This is a genomic window from Pseudomonas sp. JL3 (assembly GCF_031570575.1).
GTDB lineage: Bacteria > Pseudomonadota > Gammaproteobacteria > Pseudomonadales > Pseudomonadaceae > Aquipseudomonas > Aquipseudomonas cucumis.
The window spans coordinates 19488-40209 of sequence record NZ_JAKWJK010000028.1; the positions used below are offsets into that span (position 1 = coordinate 19488).

General features: G+C 61.2%; 19 protein-coding genes. 13 read left to right on the top strand and 6 right to left on the bottom strand.

Annotation, left to right across the window (positions count from 1 at the left end):
- The first annotated feature begins 1 nt into the window (after window position 1).
- The 11 genes from MMG91_RS27635 (at window position 2) to MMG91_RS27685 (ending at window position 12287) form a co-directional block, all read left to right on the top strand.
- On the top strand, window positions 2–1057 hold the full coding sequence (locus MMG91_RS27635) for a glycosyltransferase family 4 protein (protein WP_405046567.1): 1056 nt from the start codon (window positions 2–4) through the stop codon (window positions 1055–1057).
- Complete coding sequence (locus MMG91_RS27640) at window positions 1054–2421, top strand: O-antigen ligase (RefSeq protein WP_305449190.1); 1368 nt, start codon at window positions 1054–1056, stop codon at window positions 2419–2421. Before MMG91_RS27635 ends, MMG91_RS27640 begins: the two co-directional genes overlap by 4 nt.
- Window positions 2418–3386 (top strand): glycosyltransferase, encoded by a 969-nt coding sequence (locus tag MMG91_RS27645; RefSeq protein WP_310661321.1) that lies wholly within the window; start codon window positions 2418–2420, stop codon window positions 3384–3386. Before MMG91_RS27640 ends, MMG91_RS27645 begins: the two co-directional genes overlap by 4 nt.
- The gene (locus MMG91_RS27650) at window positions 3379–4515 is read left to right on the top strand and encodes a glycosyltransferase (RefSeq protein ID WP_310661322.1); all 1137 of its coding nucleotides are present in this window, start codon (window positions 3379–3381) and stop codon (window positions 4513–4515) included. Before MMG91_RS27645 ends, MMG91_RS27650 begins: the two co-directional genes overlap by 8 nt.
- 12 nt (window positions 4516–4527) lie before the next feature.
- On the top strand, window positions 4528–5529 hold the full coding sequence (locus MMG91_RS27655; protein ID WP_305449187.1) for a polysaccharide deacetylase family protein: 1002 nt from the start codon (window positions 4528–4530) through the stop codon (window positions 5527–5529).
- Window positions 5526–6830 (top strand): oligosaccharide flippase family protein, encoded by a 1305-nt coding sequence (locus tag MMG91_RS27660; RefSeq protein ID WP_310661323.1) that lies wholly within the window; start codon window positions 5526–5528, stop codon window positions 6828–6830. Before MMG91_RS27655 ends, MMG91_RS27660 begins: the two co-directional genes overlap by 4 nt.
- Window positions 6827–8746 (top strand): hypothetical protein, encoded by a 1920-nt coding sequence (locus tag MMG91_RS27665; protein WP_305506053.1) that lies wholly within the window; start codon window positions 6827–6829, stop codon window positions 8744–8746. The genes MMG91_RS27660 and MMG91_RS27665 overlap by 4 nt, the downstream gene beginning before the upstream one ends.
- Before the next feature lie 92 nt (window positions 8747–8838).
- Window positions 8839–9528, top strand: a complete 690-nt coding sequence (locus MMG91_RS27670) for a GNAT family protein (RefSeq protein WP_310661334.1) — start codon at window positions 8839–8841, stop codon at window positions 9526–9528.
- A gap of 4 nt (window positions 9529–9532) precedes the next feature.
- Complete coding sequence (locus MMG91_RS27675; protein WP_310661324.1) at window positions 9533–10753, top strand: GNAT family N-acetyltransferase; 1221 nt, start codon at window positions 9533–9535, stop codon at window positions 10751–10753.
- Window positions 10725–11537, top strand: coding sequence for a ChbG/HpnK family deacetylase (locus MMG91_RS27680; protein ID WP_310661325.1), 813 nt, complete (start codon window positions 10725–10727; stop codon window positions 11535–11537). The genes MMG91_RS27675 and MMG91_RS27680 overlap by 29 nt, the downstream gene beginning before the upstream one ends.
- Before the next feature lie 60 nt (window positions 11538–11597).
- Window positions 11598–12287 (top strand): N-acetyltransferase, encoded by a 690-nt coding sequence (locus MMG91_RS27685; protein WP_310661326.1) that lies wholly within the window; start codon window positions 11598–11600, stop codon window positions 12285–12287.
- Between the two features lie 182 nt (window positions 12288–12469).
- On the opposite strand, the gene MMG91_RS27690 is transcribed toward MMG91_RS27685, so the two are convergent.
- The gene (locus MMG91_RS27690) at window positions 12470–13276 is read right to left on the bottom strand and encodes a methyltransferase domain-containing protein (protein WP_310661327.1); all 807 of its coding nucleotides are present in this window, start codon (window positions 13274–13276) and stop codon (window positions 12470–12472) included.
- 93 nt (window positions 13277–13369) lie between these two features.
- Window positions 13370–14275, bottom strand: coding sequence for a LysR family transcriptional regulator (locus tag MMG91_RS27695; RefSeq protein WP_310661328.1), 906 nt, complete (start codon window positions 14273–14275; stop codon window positions 13370–13372).
- Window positions 14276–14437: 162 nt separating this feature from the next.
- Here MMG91_RS27695 and MMG91_RS27700 point away from each other — a divergent pair, with 162 nt between their 5' ends.
- Both MMG91_RS27700 and MMG91_RS27705 read left to right on the top strand, forming a co-directional pair.
- Window positions 14438–15454: an alpha/beta hydrolase gene (locus tag MMG91_RS27700; RefSeq protein ID WP_310661329.1), complete on the top strand. Its 1017-nt coding sequence runs from the start codon at window positions 14438–14440 to the stop codon at window positions 15452–15454.
- Between the two features lie 63 nt (window positions 15455–15517).
- Window positions 15518–16945 carry a mechanosensitive ion channel family protein gene (locus MMG91_RS27705; protein WP_310661330.1) on the top strand — a complete coding sequence of 476 codons (1428 nt, stop codon included), beginning with the start codon at window positions 15518–15520 and terminating at the stop codon, window positions 16943–16945.
- 64 nt (window positions 16946–17009) lie between these two features.
- On the opposite strand, the gene ycaC is transcribed toward MMG91_RS27705, so the two are convergent.
- From ycaC to MMG91_RS27725, 4 genes are all read right to left on the bottom strand, one after another.
- Window positions 17010–17636 (bottom strand): isochorismate family cysteine hydrolase YcaC, encoded by a 627-nt coding sequence (gene ycaC, locus MMG91_RS27710; RefSeq protein WP_008073343.1) that lies wholly within the window; start codon window positions 17634–17636, stop codon window positions 17010–17012.
- A 67-nt stretch (window positions 17637–17703) separates the two neighbouring features.
- The gene (locus MMG91_RS27715) at window positions 17704–19542 is read right to left on the bottom strand and encodes an amidohydrolase (RefSeq protein WP_310661331.1); all 1839 of its coding nucleotides are present in this window, start codon (window positions 19540–19542) and stop codon (window positions 17704–17706) included.
- 45 nt (window positions 19543–19587) lie between these two features.
- On the bottom strand, window positions 19588–20214 hold the full coding sequence (locus MMG91_RS27720) for an antibiotic biosynthesis monooxygenase (RefSeq protein ID WP_310661332.1): 627 nt from the start codon (window positions 20212–20214) through the stop codon (window positions 19588–19590).
- Window positions 20207–20623 carry a DoxX family protein gene (locus tag MMG91_RS27725; RefSeq protein ID WP_310661333.1) on the bottom strand — a complete coding sequence of 139 codons (417 nt, stop codon included), beginning with the start codon at window positions 20621–20623 and terminating at the stop codon, window positions 20207–20209. Before MMG91_RS27725 ends, MMG91_RS27720 begins: the two co-directional genes overlap by 8 nt.
- Between the last annotated feature and the right edge of the window lie 99 nt (window positions 20624–20722).

Sequence of the window (20722 nt, forward strand, 5' to 3'; positions counted from 1 at the left end):
CATGCATTTGATCAGCAGCGGCGGCTTCTATGGGGCTGAGCGGATGCTGCTGGACCATTGCCTAGCGACGCCTGGGCGGCATCAAGTGCTGTTTCTCGATGCGCCGCCAGCGCTGATCGCGCGATTTCGCGAGGCCGGGATTGACTGCCGTAATTGCGCGGGACTGGGGGACCTGCTGCGTCATTTACGTCAGCGGCGGGCTGAGCAGCCTCTGATCAACACGCACAATTTCAAGGGCCTGCTATTTGGTTGGGTGAGTGCGACGTTGTTGAACTTGCCATTGGTGATTACCCAACACGGTTTCACCCCACGCAGTCGCAAGCAACGCCTCTACGGCTGGCTGAGTTTGCAACTGTGCCGCACGGCGTCGGTGCATCGGGTGGTTTGCGTGGCCGAAAGCATCGCCGTGCTACACCGCAAGGCCAGTGTCCGGACGGAGAAACTGCAAGTGATTCCCAATGGTCTGCCAACGGCTAGCGACCTGTTGCCCCACCCAGCCAAACACCTGCGTTGGCTGGCGGGCTATGTCGGTCGGCTGAGCAATGAAAAAGGCCCGGACCTGTTTCTCGATGCCCTGATTCCGCTCTGTCAGCAACACCCGCAACTGGACGCCGTGATGCTCGGCGACGGCCCGGAACAGGAAACCCTGCTGGCGCGGATTGCCGCTGCCGGCTTGCAAAAACGCATCACCTTGCCGGGTTATCAGATCGACATGAACCGGTGGTGGCAGCAACTCGATGCGCTGGTGATCAGTTCGCGTACCGAGGGCACACCGATGATTTTACTGGAGGCGATGCAGGCCGGAGTGCCGGTGGTGGCATTCAGCGTCGGTGGAATTCCCGATGTGCTGGAGGACCGGCACAACGGCCTGCTGGCCACACCCACCGACAGCGTTGCCCTCGCCCTGCAGATCGATACGCTGCTGAGTGAGCCGGCACTGGCTCGCCAACTGATCGACAACGCAAGACGTACGCAATTGGACCGTTACGACCTGAAGGCCTTGGCCGAACGCTGGTCGCAGCTTTATATCCGTACTGCACGGGAGGCACGCGCGTGATCTTTCCGCTCTCGATCGTCAGTCTGCTCGCCCTGGTCTGCCTCGGTTTGCTGGCCAGCCCTTATCCATATCTGGCACCAGGCGCGGTGCTTGGCCTGGTGGCTGTCGCGGTGCTGTACCGGAAACCCGCCTGGGGTTTATTGGGCATCGCGGCGCTGGTGCCCTTCGAAGGTTTCTTCAAGGGCAGTGCGCTGTCGGGCACCAAATTCATCGGTGCTTCGCTGGCGCTGATCGTGATGTTGCAACTGGCTATCCACCAGATTCCGTCCGAGCGCCTGCGCAGCAACATCTGGCGCTACCTGATCTGGTTCATGGTGTTGTACCTGTTGAGCATGATCAATACCGACAACCTGGACATGTCCCAGAGTCATCTGCGGGATCTGAGTGTCGGCCTGGTTCTGTTTGTGATCACCTTGCTGATCGGCCGTGAATTGAACCTCGATGTGTTCGCCCGGCTGGTGACCCTCAGTGTCACCGCGACCTGCGCACTGGCCATGTTCTCCACCAAGTATCAGGACCAGGGCCGCGCCGCCGGTTTGCTGGAAGACCCCAACTCGTTTGCCCTGCTGATCGCCTTCGCCGTGCCATTGGCTCTGCTGCTGGTGATCCGCAGCCCGAACCTGTTGCACCGATTGTTCTGGGGCGGTTGCTGCATTTTGCTGCTGGGCGGCATGACCAAGACCGATTCCCGTTCCGGGCTGGTGGTGCTGTTTCTCAGCTTGATGATCGGCGCCTGGCACTACCGCGCGCAGTTGCCACGCATCCGTCCGCGCCACTTGGGTTTTGCCATGCTTGGCCTTGCGATCGTGATCCCGCTGGCGATTTATTCAATGCCGGCCGGTTACATCGCGCGCATCCAGTCCTTGAGCATCTTGAAAGCCGGCGCCAAAAGCCAGGACGAATCCCTCGGCCGCCGCGCCTCGTACATCCTGGTCGGCAGCCAGATCATCCAGGAGCACCCGTTACTCGGTTCCGGCCCCGGCACCTTCCCGCTGCACTACGCCACCACCGGTTACGCCAAGGTGTTTTCCGCCAACCGCAAACCCGGCGACCTGTACCGCCGCGCTCACAACACTTACCTGGAAATCTTCAGCGAAGTGGGGATTCCCGCCGGGCTGTTGTTCGTCGGCATGCTGGGCCTTGGGATGTACAACCTGATCCGCGCCCGACACGCCTGGTTGCTGCGACGCAACTGGGAACAGGCCGACATGATCACGCACTTGGGCATCAGCTATCTGTCGCTGATGCTGTTTTTGATGTTCCTCAGCGCACCGAATCACAAATACCTGTGGATCATGCTCGCGCTGACTTGCGTGTTGCGCCTCAAGGCTGAAGAACGTCCGCCGACGGAAGCCAGAGCATGAACCGCATCAGCCTTGTCATCCCGATGTACAACGAAGCCCGACACATCGGGCGTACGTTGCTCGCCGCGAAAAAAGCCGCCGAGGCTGCCAGGCTGGAATGCGAGTTGATCGTGGTCGATAACGGCTCCGACGATCAGGGCCCGCACATCGCCCGCCAGTTCGGTGCGCAGGTGCTGGTGCTGCCCGGCCTGCTGATCGGCGCCCTGCGCAATCGCGGGGCGGCGGTGGCGACAGGTGAATGGCTGGGCTTCATCGATGCCGATATCGAGATGCCCGAGGACTGGCTGACGCGGCTATTGGAACTCGAGTCCGGCGGCCAGGCCGATGTCCTCGCCCTGGACTTGCACACCCCCGTCGAAGCGCCGTGGTTTGCCACGGCCTGGCAACGCCGCATGGCCCGCCCGACCACTCACACTTTGCACCCGGTGCAGTGGCTGCCCAGTGCCAACCTGTTGATGCGCCGCTGCTGGTTCGACAAGGTCGGCGGCTTCAACGAAACCCTGCGCACTGGCGAAGACAAGGCGTTCACCTTGCGCCTGAGTGAAGCCGGCGCGCGATTGCTCGCGGTCAACCAAAGCGTCGCCTTGCATTGGGGTTACGAAGGCAGTTGGCGTGAATGGATGGGCAAGGAGTTGTGGCGCCAGGGCAGTCACCTGCAACTATTGCGCACCCAAGGGATGAGCCTGCGCTTGCTGCGGTTCCCGGTTTTTTCGATTTGCATCTGGGGGCTGGATTTCATCGCGCTGTCTGCCCTGCTCAATGGTTTTCCCAAAGCGGCGTTATTCATCGTGTTCATCACCAGCCTGCCAGCGCTAACCCAGAGCCTGCGCCAAAGCCTGAAACACCATGACCTTCGCCTGATGCTGCAACTGTGGGGCCTGCACTGGGTGCGCCTGCACCTGGCCGGTGCCGCGCTCATTCTGAGTCTTTGTCATTGGAATGCCAGGAGGCCGGCCCGTGGCTGAATTCATTTTCTGGTTGTGCCTCCTGTTGCCGGTGTATGCCTGGCTTGGCTACCCGCTGCTGCTGACGCTGATCGCGCCATTGTTCCCCGCGCGGCGTCCTGCGCCAGCGCCACCGATGAACGTGAGCATCATCATCGCCGCACACAACGAGGCCCGGCATATCGAAGAGAAATTGCGCACCCTGCTGGCCCAGGATTATCAGGCGCACTCGCTGCAAATCATTTTGGCCAGCGACGGCTCCACCGACGACACCGTGGCCTGCGCCCACAAGGTCATCGACCCGCGCATCAGCGTGCTTGACCTCCCCCGTCAGGGCAAGGCAGCCACCTTGAATGCCGGCGTCGCCCTGAGCACCGGCGAGATTCTGGTGTTCACCGATGCCGATAACCAATGGTCGACCAACACCCTTGGCCAGTTGCTCGCGCCCCTGGCCGATCCAGAGGTCGGGGCCTGCGCCGGGCACATGCTGATCCCGGTACCGGGCAAAGGCCTGAGCCTGGGCGACAGCCTTTATCGGCACTACGAAGGCTGGCTGCGCAAGATGGAAAATCGCACCGGCTGCATGGTCTCCGCCGACGGCGCCCTGCTCGCCCTGCGCCGCGAGTTGTTCCAGCACGTGCCGGCAGAGGTCAACGATGACTTCTTTATCAGCACCTGCGCACCGGTGGCGTTCAAACGCATCGTCTATGTGCCCGAAGCAAAAGTGAGCGACCAGGGTGTCGACGAAATCGCCAAGCAATGGCGTCGTCGCCAGCGCGTCACCGTCGGCGGCCTGCAAAGCCTGGCCCGGCGCCGGGAGCTGCTGAACCCTTGGCGTCATGGCTTGTATGCGATTGCACTGATCAGCCACAAGCTGATTCGACGCCTGGCACCAATCCTGTTGCTGCCGTTGCTGCTGAGCAATGTCTGGCTGTGGAATGTACATGGCTTCTATCGCCTGAGCCTGATCGCGCAATTGCTCGGATACGCGGTGGCCATCGTCGGCCTGCTGGATGTGCAACACCGTTTGCCCAAACCCTTTCGCCTCGCCGCGTTTGTTCTGGTGACCCTTGCCGGGATGAGTATCGGTCTGTGGCAGTTCCTGCGCGGCCAGCGGTACGCGCAATGGAACCCCGAGCAAAATCGTTGAAAGGACCGCGCCATGGCGATCAAACAATTATTAAAACGCACCAGTGGCTGGCTTTATCTCAACTCGCCGGTAGGCCGTCACCAACTGCACGGTGCCGGGGTAATCCTGATGCTGCATCGGGTGCTGGCCAATGACCGCGCCGCCGACCTGCCCCATCGCAATGAACTGTGCGTCGGGCCGAAGGCATTCGAACATCTGCTCACTTGGTTGAAAAAAAACTTCGACTGCGTGCCACTGATGGAGATCTTGCAACCCGGCGCCATCAGAACCGGGCGGCCGAAAATCGCGCTGACCTTCGACGACGGCTGGCGCGACAACGCGTTGAATGCCTTCCCGCTGCTGAAAAAACATCAGGTGCCGGCAAGCATTTTTCTCTCCACTGATTACATTGGTAGCCGGCAACGCTTCTGGTGGGAAAGCCTGGGGGAAACCCTGTGGCGCAGCCACGGGGAAAAAGCCCGGGCGCATTTGATTGAATGCCTGCAACGGCTGGGGCTACCGCTGCCGGTGCTGCTCGATGATCTGGATGTGCAGCGCCGCAGCCTGGCGCTTTTGCATTTTCTGCAAACCTTGAAAACCCTGCCCCCGGGCGAACTGAGCCGGCTCACCGATCAATGCCCGGATGAGTCGTTGCCCCAGGCTCTGGACTGGCATCAGGTACGCGCGCTGGAAGCCAGCGGGTTGATCCGCTTCGGTCCCCATGGCGCCAGCCATTCGATCCTCACGGGCCTTGACGATCAACGTCTGGATGAGGAACTGAGCCGCAGCCGCAATGCCCTGCTGAACGGTTGCAACCGGCCGCTGCCGGTCTATTGCTACCCCAATGGCAACCATGATGAGCGGGTGCGCGAACACGTGGCGGACCACGACTTCCCGTTTGCCCTGGGCACCGTCGCCGGGATTTATCGTGGTATCAGCGATCCATTGGCCTTGCCGCGGATCGGCATCAGCCAGCGTACGGCGCGCAATCCGGAGTTGCTGTCCTGGCGCATCTACCGCGGAGCCCGGCCATGAGTCGCAGTCACTATCTCAAACACTTGGCCCTGAGCATGGGCACCAAACTGGCGATGATCGCCCTGCGGCTGCTGCGCAACGTATTGCTGGCGCGGATTCTGGGGCCCAGCGAGCGCGGTCTGTTTGCCTTGCTCAGTACCTTGCCCGATTTGATCAGCGCCGCCACCAGCGGCGGGTTGAATTCGGCGGTGGGGTATCAGGCGGCCAAGCAACGGCCCATGGGATTGTTGCTGAGCCAGGTGCTGGTGTTTGGTTGCCTGCTGGCGGGTTTACTGACGTTGCTGGTGGTGGCGCTGGTGCGCGAGTTCGGTGGCGAACTCGACATCACCACGCAACTGGGATTGCTCGCCTGGCTGTTGCTGCTGGCGGTGCCGCTGACCGTGCTCAAGAGCGGCCTGCTGACCCTGCACAATGCGTCGGGCGGTGTGGGGGCGTTCAATGCCTTGCGGCTGATGGAATCCCTGGCCCCCCTGCTGCTGTTTCTGGCCTTGTTCTGGATGTGGAAAGACGCTGCACTGGAAGCGGCGCTGATCAGTTGGCTGGCCGGCCTCAGCCTGGTGGTGCTGGCCGGTTGGTTCTGGCTCAGGCGTGCTCAGCCCTTGAAGTTGCAATGGGACCGCGCCAGCCAGAATGAACTGTGGCGTTACAGTGCTCGCAGCCACCCGGACCTGCTGTTCCAGCAAGTGATTCTGCGCTCCGATTTCCTGTTCATCGGCGCCCTGCTCGGCAGCACCGCGTTGGGGCATTACGCCATGGCCAGCGCCGCCGCCGAATTGCTGCTGATCGTCCCGGAAGCGGTGACCACGCCGCTGATGAAACGCCTGCTGCAACAGGACGAAGGCATGGATCGCCTGACACCGCTAGCACTGCGCCTGACCGCCACGGTGATGCTCGGTGCCTGTCTGACCATGGCAGTGATCGGTGAATGGCTGATCGTCACGTTGTTCGGCATTGCCTATCAGCCGGCCTACCCGGCGTTGCTGGCGCTGCTGCCGGGGCTGCTCGGTCTTTGCTATGCGAGCATCCTGCGCCTGGACTTGCTGGGCAAAAATCGCCCCGGCACGATTTCGCTGTTGATGGGCCTTGGCGCGTTGCTCAACCTGGCCCTGAACCTGTTGTTGATCCCTATCTACGGCATCGTCGGCGCGGCGACGGCATCGTCCATCGCCTACCTGGCGGTAACCCTCGCGCTGCTGGTGATGTATTGCCGGTTGAGCGGCGTACCCGTCTGGCAAACCCTGATCATCCTGCCCAGCGATGTGGCACCGATGCTTCAGATGCTGCAACGGAAATCGGCATGAAACGCCTCGTGCTGCTGTTGAGCCTGGGCCTCGGTTTGAGCGCCCAGGCGGCGCCCATGCGCTGGGCTGATATTCGCGACGGCAGCCTGTACCTGCAAACGGATCGCCCCGACACGCTGACTATTCGCTGGGTTCCGGCGTGGCAGGCCGATGCCAACGAAGAACGCCTGTACCTGCTCGACGGCAACGGCAACCTGAAGGGCGAACGCCTGATCACCGCCAGTGAAACCCGAGGCAAGCAGAGCTGGCCACTGGCGCCGAGTGCCGCCAGCTATCGACTGGAAATTCCGGGCTACAGTTTCCGCCGCTACACGATCGAACACGACGAGCACACCGTGGCGTTGTTCGCCCCGGCCAAGGTGCATTTCAGTGCCGAAACCCGCGGCGGCGATGAGCTGTATTTCAAGGTCGCGCCGGGGGAACACGCCGTACTGGCTGGCAAGTTCCACGGAGGGATCAACACCCTGCAAGCCCAGCGCGTGAGCGACAACAAACAGCTGTCGCTGGCGCTGAAACCCCATCGCGCCTATTGGCAGTTCGATCAGGTGGCATTGCCCGTCACTCAGGACGAACAGGTCTGGCGCCTGCGCCTGCAAGGCAGCGGCAAGGTCGCGTTCTGGCTCGATGGCACGGCGAATCTGTTTGCCCAGAAACCGCAGCAGCTCAAACCGCTGCGCGAGGACGATGGCCAGACCCGCTTGACCCTGCACAAAGAACTGCTCGGCCCAACGCCGAACCTGGGCATTTATTTACCCTACGTGCTGCCCCCTCAATCCAGTTTCGCAGCGCTCGACGCCCTCAAGCCTCAGGCGGGCACCTATTACAGTTTCGTTGACGTCACCGCGCAAAATCCGCATCACGAAGATGCGTTCCGCCAGCTCTATCAGAACCGCTTCGGCATCACGCAGGACCTCACGCTGTTGGCCGGCAGCAAGCGTCAGGCGGATTTGCGCGCCGACACTCAAAGCAATGCCGGTCTCGATGCCTGGCTCGCCGCCACTCGCGCCCTCGGTGGCACCGGCACGCACTACATCGCGTTCGCCGACGAACCGAACCTCAATTACCCGAGCTATGCCGACTACCAGGCGATCTTCAACAGCATGGCCCGGCAAGTGCGCAGCGATCCAGCCAACGCCAAGGCCGGTGTGCGCATCGCCATGCCCGCCACTTCACGCTTCATCAACGGCCCGTTCGCCGACAACGCCGCCGACAAGCGCGGCATCGATTGGGCACGGCGTCTGCTGGCCGAATCCGGTGAGCAGATCGACGCCCTCGCCTGGCACGAATGGATGATTCGCGACCTGCTGGCGACGCGGATCTACCGCGACAGCGTCCGCCGTGCCGCCGAGCTGGTGGGCCTTGATGCCAAGGGCCGGCCACGCAAGGCCTTGCTGCTGGATCAGACCAATCTGTCCAGCGGCTCAAGCCTGAGCCCCTACGATCAGGAAACCCATTTCGCCTCGCTGTGGTGGACCTCGGTGGTCATCAACTCGGCCCAGGACGGGTTGCTGGACATGCTCAACTGGTTCCAGGCCGCCGACGAACCGACCTACCCCAAAGGCATGGTGCGGGTGCTGGGCGGCGATCGTTTCGAACTCAAGCCGGTGGGCCTTGCTCAGCAATTCATCCAGCAGCACTGGCTGAAAAACGTCATGCGCCTGGACAACGACGCTTTCGAAGTCGATGTGCTGGCCATGGCCACCGAGCGCCAGCGCAGCCTGTTAGGGGTCAATAAAGGGGGGCGCTTGCAGCGTATCGATCTGGGCGGGGCGACGTGCCCGCTGGCCAAGGGAGCGCTGGTGTACTTCGGCGCCGACAACCGCAGTCGTAGCGCTCAGTTCAACTGTCACGACGGTCGCGTCAGCTTCGACCTGCCGGGCGAAACCCTGTTCGCCTTGAGCTGGAGCGCCTCATGAACGCCGTCAACTTGCATCACCACGACCGCGCCGCTCTCGACTGCGCGTTGCAGCACATGATCCGCGACCGGTCCCAGTCAGGAGGCAATGACATGAATGCCTTAGGGAAACTTCGCCAACACATCAAACGAAAAGGCCTGCGTGCAACGATCAGGGTCATATGGAGGCGCTACGTGTTTGCTCACTGGGCGCTGTTGTGGATGAAGCGTGACCTGGTCAGCCCGGTGCCGCCCCATCAGCTCAAGCCTTACAAACCGCTGCAGTTGAAGACCATCACTGTGCACAACACCGCAGCCTTTGCCCGTCATTTTGGCGACCGCGTCAACACCATGGAGGAACTGGCCGCCGAGGGTTACACCGGGCACATGTATCTGGACGGCAAAGGCGATGCGGTGGCCTTCATCTGGGGTAGCGCCCGGGAGTATCACGACCGGCATTTCTACGGCTGCACGTTCCCGGTAAACAAAGGCGAATTCTTCGAATTCGGCGGCGAACTGGCCCGTGCCTATTGGGGCACCACGCTCTCGGTGGATCTGCAACTGCGACTCTGGAAAGCCATGCAGGCCCAAGGTTGCAACACGGTCGTGGATGTCTGTGACGCCCACAATATACCGGCGCTGAAACTGCACATTCGCATGGGCTATCAAGAGCAAGGACGCATCCAGCACGTCTACCGATTATTCGGTCGCTGGCGCTTCTTTCGTGAGACCCGTTACCGCGACTCACGCCTGGATGCGCTACGTAAACCGTCCCGTTCACCTGTTCCTCAGTCGGTGGCGTGAAAAGATGATGGCTCGATTCGAATGGCGCACCTCGCTGTGTGCCCCGGACTTTCCGGCAGCTGCTTATGAGGGGTTGCGCAGGCGCGTGACGGACCATACGCCGTTCAACACCCTCGCCTGGCTGTGCGCATCGGAACAGGCACTGACTGCTGGGGAACACTTGCACGTTCTACTGGGCTGGCAAGGTGATGAGTTGGCCTTGTGCCTGCCGCTGGTGGCGTCCGTGGAGCGCTTTGGAAGGCTGCCATTTCGAGTCTTGCATCACCTCGGTTATCCCCTCACCGATCGCCTGGCCCTGCTCACCTGCCTCGATGCCGACAGCATGCGCAAGGCGCTGGTGATCATCCGCAGTCGCGTACCCCATGCGATGCTGCAACTCAACGAATTGTCCGAACCCATCGGCGAAGAAAGTGTGCTGACCGCCTGGATGACCCACAGCTCGAGCGGCGAGCGCCGCCTCAGTTGTCGGGTGCCGGTGCATTTGATCAGTGAGGCCGACCGCCAGGAAGTCTCCGGCGACCCGCGCTACAAACTGCGCCGGGCGCGTAAACGCATGTTGGCTTATGGTGCCCAGGTTCGGCGCGTAACCCCTGACGCGGCCACCATCGGGCCTTTATTGCAGGCCCTCAGCGAAGTCGAAGCGCAGAGCTGGAAAGGTATTGAAGGCGTGGGGATTTTCACCAATAAGCGTAGTCGGCAATGGATCGAGCGGGCCTTTACCGCCCTCGCCGAACAGGGACTGATGCGAGTAGTGCTGCTGGAACTGGACGGACGCTGCATCAGCTACCGGCTCGGGTTGCTGGAACAGGGCCGGTTGTACGACTACAACCTGGCGTTCCTGCCGCAATACGCCGATCTGGGCAGCGGTCGTGTGTTGCTCGAAGAGTGGATTCGCTGGGGCCTGGACGACAACTGGCACTGGATCGACGCATCGCGAGTCAGCCTGAAGAACTCCAGCCATCAACTCCAGGAGCGCATGACCGGACAACTGGAGCACTGGCGCTGGAGCTTCTACTCCTGGCGTCCCAGCGGTCTCGCCCTGGGGCTGACCATGCGACTCTGGCACCAGCTCAAGCCCTGGTTGAAACGGTGGCAGGCCTGGCGTGCAGCCGCGCTGGTTGTTCCTGCTTCCACTCCTACACCCGCGCCCGTCGACAAAGGCCCTGCACCCACCGAAAAAACCATGGAGGGCAAACATGCCTCGCCAAGTCATAGTCAACGCTGACGATTTCGGCCTCAGCTCGAGCGAAAACGCAGTGATCCTCGGCGCCTTCCAGGCCGGGGTCATCAGCTCCGCCACCGCCATGGCCAACATGCCGGCGTTCGAGGAGGCCTGCGCCCTGGCCCGGCAGCCGTTGCTCCAGGGGCGAATCGGGTTGCACTTCAACCTTACCTATGGCCGGCCGTTGAGCCCGTCGATTCTCACGCGTTCGACGTTCTGTGACAGCCAGGGCGTGTTCAATCTCAACCTGCCCCGCCACAGTCTCTGGCTCAACCGCCAGGATCGCGACGCAGTGCTGGAGGAACTCCAAGCTCAATGGCAACGCTGCCTGGACAACGGCCTGCGCCCCAGCCACATCGACTCCCATCAGCACGTGCACAACATCTGGCCCGTCGGCGAAGTCGTCGCGCGTTTCGCCGCCCGCCAAGGGGTGCCCGTGCGACTGGCGCGCCAGCTGGGAAATAACCTGAGTGTGCGCAAGCGGGTGTTCAAGACATTGCTCAATTATCGATTGAACCGCCTGGCCGGAGCGACCGCCGAGTACGTCTGCACCCCGGTGGACCTGCGCAACGTGGCGATGCCGACTGACGGCCTGTTGGAAATCGTCGTCCATCCGACCCCTATCGGGGCCGATTTTGGCGATATCTATTTAAACCCCGGAGAGTCTCTGGCTCACATGCTGGAGCTGCGTCTTCCGGGCATTCCGAGAGTGTCCTATGCCGTCGTGCCAAAGGCGTTCAAAGAGGAACCGCAGTACTCGACTGAGCTACAAACGTTGCAACCTTGATTTATCGCCATTGAAAAAAACGTTCCCCACCCAACCCTGGCTTCAGCCACGGAGGACTTCATGAGCGCCATCGCCAAGCTTCGCGAACGAATCAAACAAAAAGGCCTGCTTCACACGCTCCAGACGCTCTGGAACCGCTATGTGTACTTGCACCGAGAGCTGCTGTGGTTGGGTCGCGATCTGGTCACCCCGGTGGCGCCGCACAAACTACGGCCCTATACGGGCTTGCACTTGGAAACCATCACCCCGGAAAACGCCAAGGCGTTCACCAAGTATTACGGTAACCGCGTCAAGGCCATGGCCGAAATCGCCGCCGAGGGTCACACCGGGCACATGTACGTGGACGAGCAAGGTGATGCCATCGGATTCATTTGGGGCAGCAAGGGGGACTACTTTGACCGGCACTATTACGGCTGCTGGTTCCGGGTCAATCCCGGTGAATTTTTCGAATTCGGTGGAGAAATGATCCCTCAATACTTCGGTTCCAACCTGTCCGTGGACGCCCAGTTCAATCTCTGGAATGCGATGCGGGCAAAAGGCTACAACAAGATCGTGGACGTCTGCGACACCCGCAACATCCAGGCCATGAAAATGCACATCCGCATGGACTACCAGGAACAGGGACGCATCACCCACGTTTACGACCTGTTCGGCCGCTTTCGCTTCTTCCGCGAAACCTACTACACCGGCTCGCGGCTGACTGAGTTGCGCAAACCAACACAGCCGACGGCGACTGCGGCGCAGGCGTGATTTTGATTGGAGGTCGCGATTGTCGTTGTTTGATGGAGGACTGTGTCGCCGCCATCGCGGGCAAGCCCGCTCCCACAGGTATCTGCTTTGACCAAAGGATTTGTGAACGACAGCGACCACTGTGGGAGCGGGCTTGCCCGCGATGGCGTCAGTCAGTGCAACTCATTTCTCAGATCCGAAACTCAGCGCTTCACCGCCACCAACGTGTAACACAACGGCAACTGTGCCTTTTGCTGCTGATACCGATCGTAGAGTTCTTCGCGGTTGGAATGCGGATACTCCTTGAAGTGACTGATCTGCAACCCTGCCTCAATGGCACCGGTGAAGATGGCGCCCAGGGTATGAACGAACCAGTAAGACGCTGAGGCCGGCTGTTCGACTTTGCCTTCGTAGACGATCGGCTGGTTCTGGACGAAAGGTTCGCTGCGAAAATACGAGCTGTCCGGGCGATAGGGATCGGCTGACTCGGGGTCGAACATTTCCAGGAACGGGTGGGTTTCGTATACCACCAGACTACCGCCGGGCTTGAGGGTTTGCGCGGCATGGCGCAGGAATTCGGCGATGTCCGGCATCCAGTTCAATACGCCGATGGTAATCAGCGCTACATCGAAGCGCTGGTGAAGATCCGTCGGCAGGCGATGGATGTCAGCCTCGATGAATTCGGGCTCATGGGGCGAACGGAATGCCAGTTCCCGGGCCTGATCGAGAAAGGCCTGCGACTGGTCAATGCCCACGACACGGCGGGCCCCCAGGGCAAACAGCGAAAGACTTTCGCGTCCGTTGTTGCAGCCCAGTTGCACCACATCCTTGCCGTCGACGCCGACCTGTTGAAGCAACCCGGTGAGGGTGTCATCCAGGCAGGAAAAATCGCCATGGCTCACGGCACTCAAACAGGCCTGCCACTCAGGGGTGTCTTTGTGGTGCGGGGCGGAGTCATTCCAGGCATCGCGATTGCTGGCGATGGCTTTTTCTTTTGTCGGCATTTCCATTGCACGCTCCGGAATTCGGGCCTTTGATTGGCCGGCATGAGTCTGGATCAGCGTCAGGAAAATCGCCATTCGAGCTTTGTTGCGATCTTGTAATCACCGATAGTGCGACCCCTCTTCGCGTTGGTTCAACCGTTCACGCAAGAACTCGATCAGCGCCTGCACCGGTCGCGAACTCTGGCGATGCTGCGGGTAGACCGCCGACAAGGTCAGCGGCTCGGGGCGAAAATCATCCAGCACCGTCACCAGCCGGCCGTCCTTCAGGGCCGAACCGACGATGAAGGTCGGCAGGTAGGTGATCCCCATGCCGGCGATGGCCGCGTCCTTGAGCAACTCACCATTGTTGACCCGCATCCGCCCAGTGACATTGACGTTCAGCGGTTTGCCCCGCCCCTCGAAACGCCATTGCACCTGACGACCGTGGCCGTAAGGCAGGCAATCGTGGGTGTGCAAATCCTCGGGTTTATGCGGCGTGCCCCGCTCGGCCAGATACACCGGGCTGGCGCAATACACCCGCTCGATGGAGGCGAGGCGTCGGGCGATCAGTGTCGAGTCTTCCAGCACGCCGATGCGCAAGGCCAAATCGTAACCCTCACCGAGCAAGTCCACTGGCCGATCACTCAGGTCGACTTCCGCAGTGACGTCGCGATAACGCTGCAAAAATACCGGCAGCAAACAACCCAAATGTGCCACGGCAAACGACAGCGGCGCGCTCAGGCGAATGGTGCCGCGAGGTTCGGTGGTCTGGCCGGCGATGCCCTGCTCCATTTGTTCGACTTCGCTGAGCAGGCGCAAGGCCGATTCGTAATAACTCTGCCCCAGCGGCGTGACGTCCAGCCGTCGGGTGGAGCGATTGAGCAAGCGCACGCCGAGACGCTCTTCCAGTTGCATCAGGCGGCGGCTGACGAATTGCTTGGACAGCCCTAATTGATCGGCTGCCGCAGTGAAGCTGCCAGATTCCATGACCTGGCAAAAAAGACGCATGTCTTCGAACGGGTTCATTGTCACTCTCTGGTTGACAGTTATTCGCTTTATAGCCGCTTTTTCACTTTCCGGCACCTCATTAATCTGTGCTCACGGTGTTGCTGAGGCCTGAACCCCAACGCCACAGCAGCCCGATCCCAAGGCATATAAAAACTCAAACGATTTAAAAAGGAATTGCACATGAACTTCAAGAAAACCCTCGCCACTTCCGTCCTCGCCCTGTCCATCGGCAACGCATTCGCCGCCGGCAGCCCTGGTGTTGAACACAACACCCAGGCCTTCCTCGAGGCCCTCGCCGCCGGCGGTGGCAAACCGCTGGAGCAACTGAGCCCGAAAGACGCCCGCGCGGTGCTGACCGGTGCCCAGGCTTCGGTGAAGGTTGATCTGTCGGGTGTTGAAGTCAGCGACAAGGCGATCAAGGTCGACGGCCAGACCATCAACCTGAAAGTGGTGCGCCCGGCCAAGGTCAAGGGTCAGTTGCCAGTGTTCATGTTCTTCCATGGTGGCGGCTGGGTATTGGGCGACTTCCCGACTCACCAGCGCCTGATCCGTGACCTGGTAGTGGGCTCCGGCGCAGTCGCGGTATACGTCGACTACACGCCGTCGCCGGAAGCGCAATATCCGACTGCCATCAACCAGGCCTACACCGCGACGAAATGGGTGGCCGAGCATGGCAAAGAGATCGGTGTCGATGGCAAGCGACTGGCGGTGGCCGGCAACAGCGTCGGCGGCAACATGGCGGCGGTCGTGGCACTGATGGCCAAGGAGCAGAAAACCCCTGCCCTGCGCTTCCAGCTGTTGATGTGGCCGGTGACCAACGCACAGTTCGACGACGGCTCGTACCAGCAATTCGCCGAGGGGCACTTCCTCACCAAAGGGATGATGCAGTGGTTCTGGGACAACTACACCACCAACCCGGCCGAGCGTGCGCAGATTCATGCCTCGCCGCTCAACGCCAGCGCCGAACAACTCAAGGGCCTGCCTACCGCACTGGTGCAGACCGCCGAATTCGACGTGCTGCGTGACGAAGGCGAAGGCTACGCCCGCCACCTCGATGCGGCCGGTGTGCCGGTGACCTCGGTGCGCTACAACGGGATGATTCATGACTTTGGCCTGCTCAATCCGCTGAATCAGATTCCGGAAGTCAAAGCGGCGGTACGTCAGGCCGCGGCCGAGCTCAAGACGCATCTGAACTAAGCCCAACCGCTCGCCACACCCCAGGGTGTGGCGAGTTTTTTTGTGCCCGCTGGAGTGCAATCCATGAGCCTTTTCTCTGCCCACCTGTTGCCTTGGAGCGCCCTGCTGCTGGTGCTTGACGCCCTGCTCTGGCACCTCGTCCCGTTCAAGCATCGCGCGCCAAAGGTCGGTGTGCGGCTGGTGCTGTTTCTGGCGTTCAGCGCGCTGATTATCAACGCTGGCGTCAGCCCGTTGCAGGCACCGTTGGTTGCCGATGACCCGGTGGCGCAACTCGGTGCGACGGCGCTGGGGATTATCTGGTGGTTGTACGCCGCACGGGTGCTCACCGAAGTGTTCGGTCTGGTGCTGATGCGCCGCATCGGTCACAGCGGCCGTTTGTTGCAGGACGTGATCGGTGCGCTGGTGTTTCTGGCCTCCATCGTCGCGGCCGCCGGTTATGTACTGGATCTGCCGGTCAAGGGTCTGCTCGCGACTTCCGGCGTGTTCGCCATCGTCGTCGGTCTGGCGCTGCAGAGTACGTTGGCCGACGTGTTCTCCGGCATTGTGCTCAATACCACCAAGCCCTATCAGGTGGACGACTTTGTCGTTATCGATGGCGTCGAGGGTAAAGTGCTGGACATCAACTGGCGCGCCACGCACCTGTTGAGCAGCGCCGGCACGATGGCCGTGGTGCCGAACTCGGTGGCGGCCAAGGCCAAGATCGTCAACCTCAGTCGCCCGAACAACCTGCACGGGGTGTCGATCAGCATCAAGGTGGCGAATCACATCCGCCCACGTCGGGTGCTCGACGCCCTCGACCGCACGCTGCAAGGCAGCAGCAACCTGTTGCTGTCGCCCGCGCCAAAAGCGGTGCTCAAAGAGGCCGGCGAAGAGATGTCCGAATACGTGGCCAGCGGTTTCATCGCCGAGCTGGGCAAGAAAAGCGACGTGCGCAATCAACTGTTCGACCTCGCCCATCGCCATCTGGAAGCGGCCGGCATCTCGCGACACCCCGACGGCGTGATCGAACCCTCGACCCGCGCCCGCGCGTTGCTCGATGAAGTGAAAATTTTCCGCTCGCTGAGCCATGAGGAACGTGACCGCCTCGCCGAATCGATGGTCGCGCAACAATACGCCGCAGGCCAAGTGGTGCTGGATCTGGATGAAGTGCCGGACAGCCTGTTCGTGATCGCCACCGGCGTCGTCAGCGCCAGCGTGCCGGACGGCAATGGTTTCACCGAAGCCGGTCGCATGGGGCCGAGTGAAGTGATGGGGGAACAGAGCATCCTGGCTGATACGCCATCGCAAGCGACGTTCACCGCGCTGACGTCTTCGAGCATCTACCGTCTCGACAAGCACCTGACCCGTCAGTGCATGGAGCAGCGCAGCGAAGTGGGCCGGGCGTTGAACAAATTGCAGGCGGTTCGGCAGCAGAACAGTCAGCTGGCGTTGATGGCCAAAACGGCGCCGATCAGGAAAGGTGGTTTTTTGGGATGGTTGCAGAAGCGCTGATGCATCGCAGATTCAACCAGCACAAAAAATGCCCGCACATCGGCGGGCATTTTTCTTCTGCGCCTTACTTGGCAGTGAACTTGGTGTAACTGTTGATCAGGTTGCGGTAGTTCGGCAGACGCTGGGACAGCAGGTTGGCCAGGCCTTCCATGTCGTTGCGCCAATCGCCTTGCAGCTCGCAGGCCACGGAGAACCAGTTCAGCAGGTGTGCACCCGCCGCCGACATCCGCGCCCACGCTGCTTGTTGCACGGTGGTGTTGAAGGTGCCGGAAGCATCGGTCACCACAAACACCTCAAAGCCTTCGGCAATGGCCGACAGGGTCGGGAACGCCACGCAGACGTCGGTCACCACACCGGCGATGATCAGTTGCTTGCGGCCGGTAGCCTTGATTGCCTTGACGAAATCCTCGTTGTCCCAGGCATTGATCTGGCCCGGACGAGCAATGAACGGAGCGTCCGGAAACTGCTCTTTGAGCTCCGGCACGATCGGGCCGTTCGGGCCGCTGTCGAAACTGGTGGTAAGGATGGTCGGCAGGTTGAAGAACTTGGCGATGTCGCCCAAGGCCAGCACGTTGTTCTTGAATTCGTTGGGCGAGAAATCCTGTACCAGCGAGATCAGACCGGTCTGGTGATCGACCAGCAGCACAACGGCGTCATCTTTGTTCAGACGTTTGTAAGGAACGTTGCTCATGTGAAACTCCTCGGAGGATGGACGTTGCTCAGGGCGCCGACACACGAGGTCGGCGCTTTTTTAATCACTAGAAAGCAAAACACGAGCAGCCAAACGCGCCCCAGAATCCCTGGAAATCGCTGACCGGCGCATTCGACAAACGCGCCCGTTCATGGCTGTGGGAATGCACCGCGCACGGCCCGCTGCAATGGTGAACCTGCGCCTGCATCGGCGAAGCCGGACGCCAGTGACCCGGCACCTTGACCACCGGCGACCAGTCCGGCAGCACCGGCACGCTGGCCGGCCCCAGTTTTTCGAAATCTCCGGCGGCGTACACCACCTTGCCACCGACTACGGTCAGCACCGATTCGATCCACTTGATGGCTTCCTCCTCGACGCTGAAGAAGTCCGCGCTCAGAGCGGCGACGTCTGCCAGTTGACCAACCTTGATCTGGCCTTTCTTGCCTTGTTCCGACGAAAACCAGGCACTGCCATGGGTGAACAGTTCCAGCGCGGTCTGCCGGGGCAGGCCTTCGCTGTGCAGCGCCAGGCCACCGACGGTGCGACCGCTGACCATCCAGTACAACGAGGTCCATGGATTGTAGCTGGACACCCGCGTCGCATCGGTGCCGGCGCCGACCGGTACACCCTCGGCCAGCATGCGCTTGATCGGTGGCGTGTTTTCGGCGGCCTTGGTGCCATAACGCTCGGCGAAGTATTCACCCTGGAACGCCATGCGGTCCTGAATCGCAATACCACCGCCCAACGCTCTCACTCGCTCGATGTTTTGCGGGGTGATGGTTTCAGCGTGGTCGAAGAACCATGGCAGGCCGTTGAACGGAATGTCGCGGTTGACCTTCTCGAACACGTCGAGCATGCGGCTGATCGATTCGTTGTAAGTGGCGTGCAGACGGAACGGCCAGCGCTGTTCCACCAGATGGCGGACCACCGGTTCCAGCTCCTGCTCCATGGTCTGCGGAAGGTCCGGACGCGGTTCGAGGAAGTCCTCGAAATCCGCCGCCGAGAACACCAGCATCTCGCCGGCGCCGTTGTGCCGCAGGAAGTCGTCGCCCTGGTGCAACTTGACGCTGCCGGTCCAGTTCTGGAAATCGGTCAGTTCTTCCTTGGGTTTTTGGGTGAACAGGTTGTAGGCAATGCGCACGGTCAGTTGGTCATCTTTCGCCAACTGCTCGATCACCTGGTAATCGTCCGGGTAATTCTGGAAACCACCACCGGCATCGATCGCGCTGGTCAGGCCGAGGCGGTTGAGCTCACGCATGAACTGGCGGGTCGAGTTGACCTGATACTCCAGCGGCAACTTCGGCCCCTTGGCCAGGGTCGAGTACAGGATCATCGCATTCGGGCGGGCGACCAGCATGCCGGTCGGGTTGCCGTTGGCATCACGCACGATTTCGCCACCCGGCGGGTTCGGCGTGTCGCGGGTGTAGCCGACCACTTTCAGCGCGGCACGATTGAGCAGGGCACGATCGTAGAGGTGCAGGACGAATACCGGGGTGTCGGGCGCAGCCTTGTTCAGTTCTTCAAGGGTCGGCATGCGTTTTTCGGCAAACTGAAATTCGTTCCAGCCACCCACCACCCGTACCCATTGCGGTGTCGGTGTGCGGTCGGCTTGTTCCTTGAGCATGCGCAAGGCATCGGCCAAGGACGGCACGCCTTCCCAGCGCAGTTCGAGGTTGTAGTTCAAACCGCCACGAATCAGGTGCAAGTGCGAGTCGTTGAGGCCGGGGATGACGCAGCGGCCCTTGAGGTCGATCACCTGGGTGCCCGAGCCGCGCAGGGCCATCGCCTCTGCATCGTTGCCGACCGCGACAAAGCGCCCGTCCTTGATCGCCACGGCACTGGCGAGCGGTTTTTCCCGGTCTACGGTATGAAATTGGCCATTGAACAGAATCAGATCGGCGTTCATCGCAGTTCCTTCGTCATCAGTGAAATGAAGCAAAAAAGCGCCAGCTCAGCGCGGCGAATTTGCGTTGGATTCGAGGTGCTCCCGTGGCTGACTGGCCGTCAGCCACGGCGCAAACAAGCGAGTCGCGGCCGGCATGCACACGTACACCACCGACACCACGATGGTCAGGGTGATCAGGAACGTGGCGACCACGTAGTTGGAGAGAAAAGCGTTGAGTTTGAGCAGCGGCCCCCAGAGCAGCGGCACCAGCAAGGTGTGCGGCAGAATCACCAGCAACGTCACCACAGCCTGCTTCCAGCGCGGCGGTGGCGAGGCGGCATCGGCCAGCGGCGCGAACCAGAATTCGTTGACCGGGTTGACCTCGGTCTGGTCGCCGTCGGCCAGCATCGGCGCGGCTTCATCGATCAACGACTGACGTTGCGGCGAATCGAGCCAGCGCTGCATGGCCTCGGTGGAGCAAAAGCGCAGCACGCAGGTGAACATGTCCAGGCCAGCGTTCTTGCCGCGGATCACGTCCACGCCCAGATGTCCTTCCGTGCGCCCCGCTACGCTGACAATGTTGCGCAGCCAGGCTTCATAGGCCGCTTCGAAGCCGGCCTTGACCCGGTGCTTGACGATCAGCGTCACGATCTCATCGGACCCCGGCGCTTTTTGAGTATGGGCTTCAGGCATAACGGAGCACTCCGGGCAAATGGACATTGAGCGCCAGCCGTCCCGGCCCGGCGATGAACACAGAGGTGAAAAGGATCAACAGCAGCCAGCCGAACTGCCCTTCGGCCACGCTCCATTGCGGATGCACGACCAGCAGCGCCACCAGCAGCACAAATAGAATAGGCAAGCACGCCAGCCGCGCCAGGACACCGGCGACGATCAATAGCGGGCACAGGACTTCGGCGAAAATCGCCAGGCTCAGGGTGAGATGGGCGCCGAGGTGGAAAGGGTCTTCGATGCGTTGCAACTCGGCGCTGAAGTTCAGCAGCTTGGGCAAGCCGTGCACCCACAACAGAAACAGCCCGCCGCTGACCCGCAGAAATAGCAGCCCGACATCCCGCGCCTGTTCATCCCGTTGCGAAGCGTTCATGGCTCACCCTTGTTCAATCACTGGCCTGAATAGTGCCGCCAAGGGGTGGGGAAAAATTGAATGTACGTGCTCTCTTTGCGAGTCTCATGATTTCGATCG